Source organism: Streptomyces spiroverticillatus (genome assembly GCA_014650415.1).
In the GTDB taxonomy this organism is placed as follows: Bacteria; Actinomycetota; Actinomycetes; order Streptomycetales; family Streptomycetaceae; genus Streptomyces; species Streptomyces spiroverticillatus.
Map to the genome: position 1 here is coordinate 1 of BMUX01000036.1, position 10,984 is coordinate 10,984.

General features: G+C 67.9%; 11 protein-coding genes. 5 read left to right on the forward strand and 6 right to left on the reverse strand.

Features of this window, described 5'->3' with window-relative positions:
* Positions 1–114 precede the first annotated feature (114 nt).
* On the reverse strand, positions 115–1,662 hold the full coding sequence (locus IE269_RS41310) for an ISKra4 family transposase (RefSeq protein WP_189828515.1): 1,548 nt from the start codon (positions 1,660–1,662) through the stop codon (positions 115–117).
* 44 nt (positions 1,663–1,706) lie between these two features.
* Positions 1,707–2,240: a hypothetical protein gene (locus IE269_RS41315; protein ID WP_189828516.1), complete on the reverse strand. Its 534-nt coding sequence runs from the start codon at positions 2,238–2,240 to the stop codon at positions 1,707–1,709.
* A 51-nt stretch (positions 2,241–2,291) separates the two neighbouring features.
* On the opposite strand from IE269_RS41315, the gene IE269_RS41320 reads away from it, so the two are divergent.
* Complete coding sequence (locus IE269_RS41320) at positions 2,292–2,942, forward strand: hypothetical protein (RefSeq protein ID WP_189828517.1); 651 nt, start codon at positions 2,292–2,294, stop codon at positions 2,940–2,942.
* A 23-nt stretch (positions 2,943–2,965) separates the two neighbouring features.
* Here the strand turns inward: IE269_RS41320 and IE269_RS41325 are convergent, their stop codons facing one another.
* From IE269_RS41325 to IE269_RS41335, 3 genes are all read right to left on the reverse strand, one after another.
* Positions 2,966–3,646: a tetratricopeptide repeat protein gene (locus IE269_RS41325; RefSeq protein WP_189828518.1), complete on the reverse strand. Its 681-nt coding sequence runs from the start codon at positions 3,644–3,646 to the stop codon at positions 2,966–2,968.
* A 305-nt stretch (positions 3,647–3,951) separates the two neighbouring features.
* A complete protein-coding gene (locus IE269_RS41330) occupies positions 3,952–4,623 on the reverse strand; it encodes a hypothetical protein (RefSeq protein WP_189828519.1) in 672 nt (223 codons plus the stop codon).
* Positions 4,624–5,013: 390 nt separating this feature from the next.
* A complete protein-coding gene (locus IE269_RS41335) occupies positions 5,014–5,574 on the reverse strand; it encodes a bacterial transcriptional activator domain-containing protein (RefSeq protein WP_189828520.1) in 561 nt (186 codons plus the stop codon).
* On the opposite strand from IE269_RS41335, the gene IE269_RS41340 reads away from it, so the two are divergent.
* From IE269_RS41340 to IE269_RS41355, 4 genes are all read left to right on the forward strand, one after another.
* Positions 5,558–6,613 carry a metal-dependent hydrolase family protein gene (locus tag IE269_RS41340; RefSeq protein ID WP_189828521.1) on the forward strand — a complete coding sequence of 352 codons (1,056 nt, stop codon included), beginning with the start codon at positions 5,558–5,560 and terminating at the stop codon, positions 6,611–6,613. The genes IE269_RS41335 and IE269_RS41340 overlap by 17 nt on opposite strands.
* A gap of 90 nt (positions 6,614–6,703) precedes the next feature.
* Positions 6,704–7,861 (forward strand): histidine decarboxylase, encoded by a 1,158-nt coding sequence (locus tag IE269_RS41345; protein ID WP_189828522.1) that lies wholly within the window; start codon positions 6,704–6,706, stop codon positions 7,859–7,861.
* A 787-nt stretch (positions 7,862–8,648) separates the two neighbouring features.
* The gene (locus IE269_RS41350; RefSeq protein ID WP_229898609.1) at positions 8,649–9,014 is read left to right on the forward strand and encodes a hypothetical protein; all 366 of its coding nucleotides are present in this window, start codon (positions 8,649–8,651) and stop codon (positions 9,012–9,014) included.
* A gap of 251 nt (positions 9,015–9,265) precedes the next feature.
* Positions 9,266–10,303 carry a GDP-mannose 4,6-dehydratase gene (locus IE269_RS41355; RefSeq protein ID WP_189828523.1) on the forward strand — a complete coding sequence of 346 codons (1,038 nt, stop codon included), beginning with the start codon at positions 9,266–9,268 and terminating at the stop codon, positions 10,301–10,303.
* Between the two features lie 97 nt (positions 10,304–10,400).
* Here IE269_RS41355 and IE269_RS41360 read toward each other — a convergent pair whose 3' ends face one another.
* Positions 10,401–10,736: a chorismate mutase family protein gene (locus tag IE269_RS41360; RefSeq protein ID WP_189828524.1), complete on the reverse strand. Its 336-nt coding sequence runs from the start codon at positions 10,734–10,736 to the stop codon at positions 10,401–10,403.
* Positions 10,737–10,984 lie beyond the last annotated feature (248 nt).

Genomic DNA, 10,984 nt, shown 5'->3' on the forward strand with positions numbered 1-10,984 from the left:
GTCACCGCGCAGTCTCGCAACTCAACTGCACCTCCTGCCCCGGCGCCGCCGAACCTCCAAAACATCCTGAACGTAAATGAGACGGGTGTAGCTCTTCTGTGGGGATGTTCGTGATCAGGCCGTGAGGTCGTAGGTGTGCTGGCCGGGTGCGGTGTGGAGGCGTTTGTGCTCGCGGGTTAGATGAAAGGTCCAGTACGTGTCGAGGTCGTTGTTGGTGGTGAGTGTGCGGAGTTTGTGGATGGCCTCGGCTCCTGTGAGTCCCCAGCGGGCGCCGGTGATGTCGAGTCGGTCGCCCACGATGTGCCGGCAGGCGCCCTCGATTGCGCCGGTGGCGATCGGCCAGCCCGCCTTCAGGGCGGTGTCGTAGCGGAGCTGACCGAGGTGTCCGGTGAGGTAGCGGACGCAGGCGTTGACGCCTTCGCGCCGGTTGCCGCGCAGTGCGGCCCGGTCTGCCTGGGCGGTGATTTCGGTGGCGACGCGGTCGGCCTGGCCGTGGAGGATCGTGGTGAGGTGGCCCGCGACCCAGGCTTCGGCGGCCGGGGTGCCGGGCTTGTGGAAGCAGTGGGCCGCGTCCCAGACGTACTCACTCACGTGCACGAAGTCGAGCAGGATGTGCACCTTGAGACCCCGCCGGTCGGCTTCGGCCTGGATCAGGGCGAGTTGGTGACGGGCGCCGTCGACCAGGACGACCCAGTCGCGCAGGTGGTCGCGGTCGCGGGCGGTGGCCTGGTCGAACGCGGTGGCGATGACCTGTTCGGGCGGGTGGAGCAGGGAAGCGGTAAGCCATTTGCGGTGGGCTCTCGGCCCGGGGCGGGGCGTGCGGGAGAGGGCGTTGCGGCCCTCGGGCGGGGCGATCACATCGTGTGGCCGGCGTGGTGCGGGATCGGCATCGAAGACGCAGGCCAGGGTGGCCATCCGCTTGCGATGTGGCTTCTCGCCCGGGGCGAGCCGGGTCCGCAGAGCGTGCTGGCCGTTCAGATGCGCTTTGAGTGTCGCGGGGCGTAATGCCTCGGGACGCATCACGATGCCCTTGCCGTCGACCTGGATTACGAGGGTGGTGGAAGTGGTCGACGGGAGAGGGATCGTGCACCGGTAGAAGTCGTCGACGTCCATCGCCGCGGCGATGACCAGTTGTTCGGCCTGTCGTTTGCCCAGGACTTTTCCGCAGCGGCCCTCGATCGCCGCTTTTGCCTGGTCGTAGGAGCCGCGGACGGCTTCGAGTACGGCCAGGCGGCGCAAGCCGAACGAGTGCCGGCCCGCCGGCAGCGAGAGCTCGACGTCGGCGGGGTAGACGTTGCCCAGCCCTTTCTGCCGCCAGGCGGTCCGGGTCACGGTGACCGTGCCGAACAGGCAGGCCAGCTGCCGGGAATGGCCCGGCTCGCGGTGCGGACGCACCAGCCCGTCTGCACCCCGGACCACTTCCGTGGCCGCCGTGCGGGATCGTTGTTGGATCTTTTCCCGTTCTCGGGCGGCGCGGAGATCAAAGTGGTCCTGCAGCAGCAGCCGCAGCACTTCTCGGCCCCTGATCGCCACGAGTTCTTCCAGCTCGTGGTGGGCCAGGGCAGTCGCCTGCGGTCCTGCCAGCGTGCCTGTCAGGCATTCGAAGGCACTTGCCGAGGCAGTGAACGCGTCGATGGCATCGAAGGTGTCGTACGGTTTCACCCGGCTCTTCTTTCTCCGGTTCGGATCGGTTCGCACCTTCGAACCTAGAGAGAAGAGCCTTTATCATTCAGCGAGTTCACCGATTCCGCCGGACCAGGGTGAGCCGGGGAGAACCGTCCGGGCTGGTCCTCGATCAGCCAGCCGCGCTGCACCAGCCGCTTCAGTTTCCCCCGCGTCCCCTCGATCTTTCCGGTCACCGCGGGCAGCCCGATGCGGGGCGCAATCTGCTTCGCCTGCATCGGCGCGGATGCGTCCGCGATCACCTCCACGATGTCCCGGTAGACATCTGGCAGGACGTCTGCGGTGAGCCCTTCCCGCCAGTGCGGCACCATGATCGCCCCCACCACCCGCACCTCGGGAACCACCGACTGCTGCAACGAGGCCGCCGCTGCCGTTTCCTGGCCGGACAGTTCCGCGAGGACCGCGGCCACCGTCTCGCGCGTCACCCTCAGCCTCGACCACGCCTCCCGCTCACTTACCAGCAGTCCCGTCAACTCCGCGATCTTCTCCTGGAGTTCCTCGACCCGGGCAGCGGCCGCCGCCTCCCGCGCTTCCAATTCCTCGACCAACGACACCATCCATGCCCCCTACCCGAACACCGCGGTCAGGCCCTGGCCACAATGTCCAGCATGGCAGCCATCTCTCCCGCGTCCAGACTGATCACTGCAGCAGCCCGGGAACGGTTGCGCCCGTTGGGCCTGCGCCAGCAGGGCAGGTCCCGTATCTGGATCGACGATCACGGCTGGTGGATCACCGTCGTCGAGTTCTCCTCGCCCCGCTGGAGCCAGGGAAGCGGACTGACCGTGGGAGCCATGTGGCTGTGGCAGGACCTCGCCCACCTGGCCTTCGACTTCCACGAGCAGGTACGAACGGCAGAAGACTTCCGCAACGAGAGACAGTTCACCTCCGCCGCGGCCACGCTCGCCCAGGAAGCCGAGCAACGGATCGAGGACTTCAGGACCCGCTTCGCGGACCTCAACAGCGCCGCCACCACGTTGATCGAACGCCCCAGCAGGACCGGCTACCTCTGGGAAGACTTCAACGCCGGCATTGCCGCCGCACTGACGGGACAACCTGGAATCGCCCGTCACCGCCTCGCCCGCATACAGCGCGAAGACCCCATCGCGGACTGGATCACCGAACTACAACAAACCGCCCGGACTGTCTCTGAACTCGCGGAGGACACGACAGCTCTCCAGGACTGGGCGCAGGCCAGGATCACTTCGTGCAGGGAGAAGCTATCTCTCCCACCTCTGCCGAACCCGCTGAGCACTGCCTGACCGGGCGCCAGCGTTCTTGCAGCTCAGCCCCTTCCCCGAGAACGAGCCGCACCCACCTCGATCTGACCTGTCCCCAGGACGTGCGAGGCGAGGACCGCGGCGGCGGTGGCGAGGGCCGCCTTGCCCAGCAGGGCGGGGGCGAGGTGGCGGGGCCTGAGCCGGACGGCGTACTTCTCGATGCCCCGGTCCGCCACGCGGTGGGCCTCGGACTGGGACCGCAGGGTGGGCGGCCCGGGGACGAGGGTCCTGCCGGTGAGCACGGGGCCGCCGGGCAGCGAGGGGGGCATGGGGGGAAGGCCGGGCATGCCGGGCCGTACCGCGTCGCCCGCCGCCTCCGCGCAGGTCCTGAGCCTGGTCGCGGTGTCCCGGAACTCCGCTACCGCCGCGAGGACTTGGCGGTACGCGTCCGCCGCGCCCGCCGGGTCCGCGTCCGCCTCCAGGAGACGGCCGAGGCGGTACGCGGCCTGGTAGTGCCGCGGATCGTCGTCCAACGTGCGCCGGAACTGGACCCGTGCCTCGGCGTGCCGGGCGGTGTCTGTGAGGCAGATCCCGAGCGCGTAGCGGGCCGCAAGGTCGCCGGGGTGCTGCTGGAGGTGTTCCTGGAGCAGGACCAGCGCCTCCTCCGGGCGGCCCCGGCGGTGCAGGTCGCCCGCCCGCTCGTACAGGGGCCTGTCGTCCTCGTTGCCAGCTGCCGAAGTGGTCATGCCGCCCCCTTGCCCTTGCTGTGATCCCCCGCATACTCCGCGTAGCAGCATTGTGGAGTCCCGTCTGCCGGACCGGGAGGCGAAGCGCGCGAATCCCCGTGGGGCGGCGGCTCTTCTGCGGCGATCGACCCCCTACCGCTGGACCTTCTGTACGTGCATGGTGTCCGCATCAAGGATGGCACCGTTGGCCGACCTGGGGGTGAACCGCGGTACGGGAAGACTGGCTGGAGGGTGCTTGCTGTGGGTAGTTGGGCTTGGAGCCGGGCGGCCCGAAATGCGGCACACCGCCCGGCGAAAACGGCTCGCTAGGGCCAGACAGTGAGGTCGACCGTGAGGAAGTCACCGTCGTCGCGGGTCTGGGGACCCTCGCGGACCGTGACCAGCCCCACGTGGTCTCTGCTCAGTACGCAGATGCGCGAACCCTTGGTCAGGGCGGGCTTCCTGATGATGTTTGTGTACCGGGTATCGGCTTTGCACTCCTCCAGCGAGCCCTTCTGTCCGGGGTCGAGCTTGACGAGGTTTCCCCGGGACTCCAGTCCGTTGAAGGAGTTGTAGATGATGTCGCCCCGGGGGCCGTCCGGTGCGTGGAGCTGTATGGGGTTGTCCGCGAGCAGGATGTAGAAGTCCGAGGGCATTCTGATGTTGGCCTTGGAAAGGGTCGTGGGGTTCGGCACCGGGGGCGCTGTGTCCGGCGGTGCCTGGGAGGCCGAGCCGGTGCCGACGGTGTGGGTGACCGTCACAGTGGGCTGCGGTGCGGGGGCCGATGCCCGTGCGGTCGGGGAGTTCAGCACGGTGGGGAGGCCGAAGAAGCCAAGAAGCACACCTGCGACGCCGGCCAGTGCGGAAACCACCGCAGCCCATTCGCCGAGACGGCGGGAGGAAGGCGTCGGGGAGGGCGGTACGAGCGGCTGCGGCGGGGCAGGTGTCGGTGGAACGGGGGCGGGTGATCCTGTGCTGTCCGGGTTCGGACCGCTCATGAAGCGACTCCTTCAAGGGGGTGCGGATGCAACACTGGCCTCAACTGGCCAATCTCTAGAGCCAGTTGATACCAGTGATTCCGTGGTGGCAACGCACCGTCCGAAGGCAGGTGCCTGGTCCGCCTCCCGCGCAACGTTGGTCGGGACATCTGACGATCGATAAACCTTCTTCGCGGCTGCCGAACGCTGTCCGCCGAGCGCTCGTGCTCGGCGGACGAGGGAGAGATGATCAAGAGACGGGGACGCAACCGGACAGTTGAGCTCCCCAATTCAAGGCGCAGCCCAGACCAGAAGATAGAGAACAGGCCGCAGGCGGCAACTACTGACCGCTACGGCTGCTCTTGATCACGCGGAAGTACTCGATCGGTGCTCTTGATCACGCGGAAGTGCTCACGAAGCCGCGGAACCTACAGTGGTGGTGAAAGCGTTGGCCGGGTCGCGGAGCTGGGTGATGAGGTGTTCGGTTTCGGGTTCCATGCTGACGTCCAGGCTGGTGTTGATCTTCCGGATCATCTGGATGGCGGCCTGGATGCCGGGCCGGTTGTTACGGGCGGCTTCGAGGCGGAGCAGGTCGCGGTGGAGGAGCTCGGCGCTTTCGTCGACTTCGAGGCCGAGGGCGAGTGCTGCTCCGGCTTTGTCGTAGAGGCCGTGGGCGGTGTGGTGCTGTGCGGCGGCGTGGGCGATGTCGGTGATCCTGGTGATCATTTCCTGTTGGAGAGAGAAGGCCCAGCTGGGGGCGTAGGTCCCGAAGGGGCGGCCGCGGACCAGGGCGAGCGCCTCGTCCAGTGGGGCGATCGTCTTGGTGGCGAGGCCGTGTTCGGCCAGGCGCAGGAAGGCGTGCCAGTCGCAGGTGAAGTCGGGGTGCAGGGCGTAGGGGGTGCCGGCCCTGCGGCGGATGACGTACGGGTCGCCGTCCTCGGCTTTCCCGAGCCGTTTGCGCAGGTTGGTCATCCGGATCGACTGCCACGTCCACCTCGCCCAACCCCCCCGACCGCCCGCACTACCGACCACCGGCGGTCAGGTGCTTGCCGCGCTGCCCTCGCTTCGCGACCTGCTGGACCGGGGGTTCACCACTGTCCGCGACCTCGGCAGCGTGCCCGATGACCCGCCCACCGTCCACCTCAGACACGCGCTGGAGGCGGGCGTCATTACCGGCCCGCGCCTCCTGCTGGCACCGCACATCATCTCCGCACGGGCCGGGCACGGCGACCGCTCCCCCTTCGACGCGTTCTCCGACGGCCAGGAGGCCGGAGCGGTCGCCGACGGTGCGGCCGAAGTGGTACGCCGCGTCCGGCTCGAAGCACGGCTTCAAGCGGACTGGATCAAGTGCGTCGCCACCGGAGGTATCACCAGCCCCACCGACGACCCCGCGCGCGTGACCTACAGCCAGGACGAACTCGACGCTCTCGTAGCGACTGCCACCGATCTCGGTCTGCCGTGTGCCGCTCACGCCTTCTCCGACGAGGGCATCACCCGCGCGGTCCGAGCAGGGGTGCGCTCCGTCGAACACGCCTGCCTGGCCACACCTCCCGTGCTCGACCTCCTGGCCGAGCACCGTGTCTTCCTCGTGCCCACGCTGTACGGAGTGACGTTCTTCCTCGACCGCCTCGACGACGACGGCTACTGGGAGGGCCGGTGCGGCGAGCGCGAGAAGGTGGCCCGGTACGCCGAGACCATGCGCGGCCACGGCGCGCGGGTCGCCGCCTGCCGGGCCACGGTGGCCTACGGCACCGACGCGGGCATGTTCCCCCATCGGGACAACTGGCGGGAGTTCCCCGCCATGACCACCGCCGGCCTGAGCCCCGAAGAAGCCCTGCGCTCGGCCACCGCCACGGCCGCCGCACTCCTCCAACGCCCCCAGCTGGGTGCCATCCGTCCCGGCGCACAAGCCGATCTCATCGCCGTCCCGGGCGACCCGCTGCACGACATCGACGTGATGAGCGCCGTCGACTTCGTCATGCAGCACGGCATCGTCCGCCACACCCCGTAGACCGCCAACCCGAGCCAGCGCCGTCAGCCTCCCGGACCTGGGAGGAACCACCACTACTTCCACACGCAGCACGAGCGAGAGGTTCTTTCCATGGTGCACCTGCCTTCGGCTGATGACGTACGGATCCCTGACGACCCGACGGGGAGCAACTGCGGCTCCGACCGGGACGTGGCGCTCCTGAAGGACCTGGCGGCGCAGATACTGGGCGAACGCGATCACATGGTCGGCTTCCCGGTGAACCTGGACTTCGACTACCGCCCCCTGGCGGACTTCCTCCAGGTGCACGGCAACAACGTCGGCGGCCCGGGCACGGACAGCGAGTACCACCTGCACAGCAAGGTGTTCGAACGCGCAGTGGTGTCCTTCTTCGCCCGCCTGGCAGGCGACGACGACGCCTTCGGATACGTCACCTCCGGCGGCACGGAGGGCAACCTCTACGGGTGCTACCTGGGCCGCGAACGCTTCCCCGAAGCTGTGCTGTACGCCTCGGAGACCACCCACTACTCGATGCCGAAGATCGCCCGCCTCCTGGGCATGGACTACGTCGCCGTTGAGACGGGGCCCGACCGGGCAATGGACCTTGCCGCCCTGCGCCGCCACCACTCCTCCCGCAAGGGCCGCCCCGCCGTCGTGGTGGCCACCATCGGCACGACCACCGGAGGAGCCGAGGACGACCTGGCAGGCATCCGCGGTGCGCTCGCGGACGCGGGCACCGACCAGGTGCACCTCCACTCCGATGCAGCGTTCGGCGGGCTGATCGCAGCCCTCGCCCCCGAACCGAGGCCGTGGGCCTTCGAGTCCGGCGCTGACAGCGTCGCCATCAGCGGACACAAGATGCTCGGCGCGCCCTTTCCCTGCGGCATCGCGCTGGCCCGGCCCGAACACGTCGACGCGATCCGCCGCGAGGGCATCGCGGTAGGCAGCGACGACGACACCATCACCGGCTCACGCGACGCCTTCACCCCGCTGCTCCTGTGGTACGAACTCCGACGCCTGGGCCGCACCGGACTCCAGCGCAGAGTCGCCCACTGCCTGGCCACCGCCGAATACGCCGAACAACGCCTGCGCGAAGAGGGACTGCACCCCCAACGCGCCCCCGGCAGCAACACCGTCCTCTTCGAAACCCCAGCCGCCGACATCTGCGCACGCTGGAACCTGCTCACCGTCGGCGACCAAGCCCATCTCATCGCCATGCCACACGTCACCGGCGAGCACATCGACAGACTCTGCGCCGACCTGCGCACCTGACCCCACTCCCACAGAGCGGGGCGAGGTCCTTCTGACGCCGGCCCTGCAGGGATAGCAGCGGACCGTCCGCAATGCGCACAGTCATGAGGACTCAAGATCGACGGCGCGGGCGGAAGCTAGCTGGCCGCGCCGTCGCGCGAGTTGGTCACTTCTACACCGCAAGGCCGCCCGCCGACAAGTGGCGGACGGCCACGACTCCGCTGGCTGTGCACCCAAGCGGCCGCTGCGCGTGCCGCGGGAATGATCCGAACCTGGTGTCTAGTGCTTCGTTCGAGTGAACTCGTCACTGTCAATGTAGAAGTTGCCGTCCTTCGTTTCGCCGTCGATCTTCTCTACGACGTAGAAGTACTTGTACTCACCGCCTGAGAAGGGGCCACGCGTCGCACTAATCCCAGGCCTCAACCATTAGGTCGGGCCGACACCTCAGTAGTCGTTCATGGCACCAGCGCACCACGCGGGCCTCGGTCTCTTCGGGAGCTCAGAGCTCGCGTGTTGAAAGAGGTCTCCGTGTGGAGGGCTCGCACCACCGTGCTATCGAAAAGCAGCCGCTGAACGGGACGGGTGGTGAGTTTTGATTAGATGGGACGCCGAAGTGCTCCGATCTTCACAGAGGCCTCATGGGCCCATTCATGGTTAGGTGTCGCTCCGGCGTCCCATGGGTGCCGGACGCGCACCGATCTGCGGGAAGGCGCTGCCCGCCCATCTGTACACAAGTGTCACGACTGGCACTCGAACGGCGAACCGGAGAGATCGTGCGCTCCTCTCTCCGCTACCAGCGGATTAGTTCATGGTGCAGACCCTCGCCGCCGGCGAGCTTCAGCGCGACCTCCTGCGGGAGCTGACGTACGACGGACTACGGGCCGCCGAGGCCAAGGGCAACAAAGGCGGGCGCCGCCCGGCCGCAGAGGCTGAGCTGGTTGACGCCGGACGTATCGCCTACCTGGAAGGCTGCTTCCTCGCCGCGCTCGCCCGCGACCACCAGGTCGGCCGCGGCGCGATCCGCACCGCAGTCGCCGACCTCCTGTTCGACCACACCGCCGCTGACCCGGGTACCCCGGCGGCCCAGGGCCTGGCGAACTGTGGCGGCAGCCGGAACCGGTGGAGGCTGTCGTGGCACCGGGGAGGCAAGGAAACCACCCCGTGCGTGGGGTGATCGCGCGGACAGAGTTCGCCCGGGGTGTTGGCTGAACGTGCCAACGTTGCCCGTCGGGGAGCGCCGGAGGCCGCCGCCCGGTGGGAGGGCGGCGCACGCTGCTTTGTGGCCGAAGGTGGCGGGCCCTGTGGCCGGCCACGACCGCCCCGATGGACGTATCGCGAATCCGGCGCGGGCTGGGTGAAGTCTCGCAAATTCCTTAGCTCGTTTACTGCTTCGCTGGCGCCTCCGTGAAATCGAAAGGGCATGGGATGGCGAAGCGCGCACTGATTACTGGTGTCACCGGACAGGACGGGTCGTATCTGGCGGAGCACCTGCTCTCCTTGGGGTATCGGGTCTGGGGGCTGACCAGGGGGCAGGCGAACCCGCGAAAGGACCGCGTCAGCCGACTGGTCCCCGACCTCGAATTCGTGCACGGTGATCTGATGGACCAGGGCAGCCTGGTCACGGCGGTCAATACCGTGCAGCCGGACGAGGTCTACAACTTGGGGGCGATTTCGTTCGTTCCGATGTCCTGGCAGCAGCCGGAACTGGTCACCGAGGTCAACGGCACCGGAGTTCTGCGGACGCTGGAGGCGATCCGGATCGTCAGCGGGCTGACCAAGCCGTCGGCGAGCAGCGTGGTCGACGGGCAGATCCGCTTCTACCAGGCCTCGTCGTCCGAGATGTTCGGCATGGTGACGCAGTCGCCGCAGAGTGAGACGACCTCCTTCCATCCGCGCAGCCCCTACGGCGTGGTGAAGACGTACGGGCACTACATGACTCGGAACTACCGGGAGTCCTACGGCATGTACGCCGTGTCCGGGATTCTGTTCAACCATGAGTCGCCACGACGTGGCGCGGAGTTCGTGACCAGGAAGATCTCGCTGGCCGTGGCGCAGATAAAGCTCGGTCTCCAGGAGAAGCTGAGCCTCGGAAATCTCGATGCGGTGCGTGACTGGGGGTTCGCTGGGGACTACGTCCGTGCCATGCACCTGATGCTTCAGCAGGACCAGCCGGACGATTACGTTGTGGGTACGGGACAGATGCATTCGGTCCGCGACGCGGCCAGGATCGCCTTCGAATGCGTGGGACTGAACTGGGAGGACTACGTGTCCGTTGACCCCGGGCTCGTGCGCCCCGCCGAAGTGGAGACCCTGTGTGCCGACTACTCCCACGCGCGTAAGCATCTGGACTGGGAACCGAAGGTGGAATTCCCGGAACTCATGCGGATGATGGTGGAGTCGGACCTGAGGCAGGCCCGTCTGGCGAGCGAGCAGCGCGCGGAACTCTCGGGGGCGACCTGGTAGCGGGCGACCGGGACCTCGCACCGAGCCGGCGGGCGGCCAGGGATCTCCACCTGGTGCTCGTCGGCTCGGTGCGGTCGGGACGCAGGCGGCCCGGAGTTCAGCGCCGTCGCGACAGCGCGAGCACTGCCAGGGCTATTGCGGTGCCCTCGCGGCCGAGACGCTGGGCGTAGCGCCGCAGCATCTCGTTCTCCCGGGTGAGCGGTGACATCGATCGCCCCGAAGTCGGCCGGACCAGCTGGGTGCTATGGGCCTGCCGTGATCGCTGGAGCACCAGAGCGATGAGTTGGTCGTCGAGTGCGTCGAGTGCGTCGAGTTCGCTCAGCTCGGTGTGCTCGCTCGGCTCGTGCGGGCAGTTGTGTGCACAGAGATGGTGCGGCTCGACGGGTTCGGTGAATCGTTCGGGCCTGGAGCCGCCCTCCACGGTTTCGGACATGTCGTCGATACTGCCGCCGCACCGTTCCGTAAATCCCTAGAGCGAGGGCGGTGCCGTGAGGCCCGGAAGCACCGTGGCGTCGGCCCGGGGCCAGGAGGGCATCGGTCCTCGCGCTCCGTCCCTCCCTTCATGACTAGGGATTTTCCTGGCGTCGCCGACTGGAGACTTGCCGCTGGTCTGCAGGTATGCGCGCTTTGCCGCGCCTGATCCCCTGCTGTCCGCCGGTCTTCCAGATGGGTTGAGTTGAT

Excerpts from the sequence above, each read along its gene's own strand:
- IE269_RS41315 (WP_189828516.1), bottom strand. The coding sequence starts at position 2,240 with ATGGTGTCGTTGGTCGAGGAATTGGAAGCGCGGGAGGCGGCGGCCGCT.
- IE269_RS41320 (WP_189828517.1), top strand. The coding sequence starts at position 2,292 with ATGGCAGCCATCTCTCCCGCGTCCAGACTGATCACTGCAGCAGCCCGG.
- IE269_RS41325 (WP_189828518.1), bottom strand. The coding sequence starts at position 3,646 with ATGACCACTTCGGCAGCTGGCAACGAGGACGACAGGCCCCTGTACGAG.
- IE269_RS41330 (WP_189828519.1), bottom strand. The coding sequence starts at position 4,623 with ATGAGCGGTCCGAACCCGGACAGCACAGGATCACCCGCCCCCGTTCCA.
- IE269_RS41335 (WP_189828520.1), bottom strand. The coding sequence starts at position 5,574 with ATGACCAACCTGCGCAAACGGCTCGGGAAAGCCGAGGACGGCGACCCG.
- IE269_RS41345 (WP_189828522.1), top strand. The coding sequence starts at position 6,704 with ATGGTGCACCTGCCTTCGGCTGATGACGTACGGATCCCTGACGACCCG.
- IE269_RS41350 (WP_229898609.1), top strand. The coding sequence starts at position 8,649 with ATGGTGCAGACCCTCGCCGCCGGCGAGCTTCAGCGCGACCTCCTGCGG.
- IE269_RS41355 (WP_189828523.1), top strand. The coding sequence starts at position 9,266 with ATGGCGAAGCGCGCACTGATTACTGGTGTCACCGGACAGGACGGGTCG.
- IE269_RS41360 (WP_189828524.1), bottom strand. The coding sequence starts at position 10,736 with ATGTCCGAAACCGTGGAGGGCGGCTCCAGGCCCGAACGATTCACCGAA.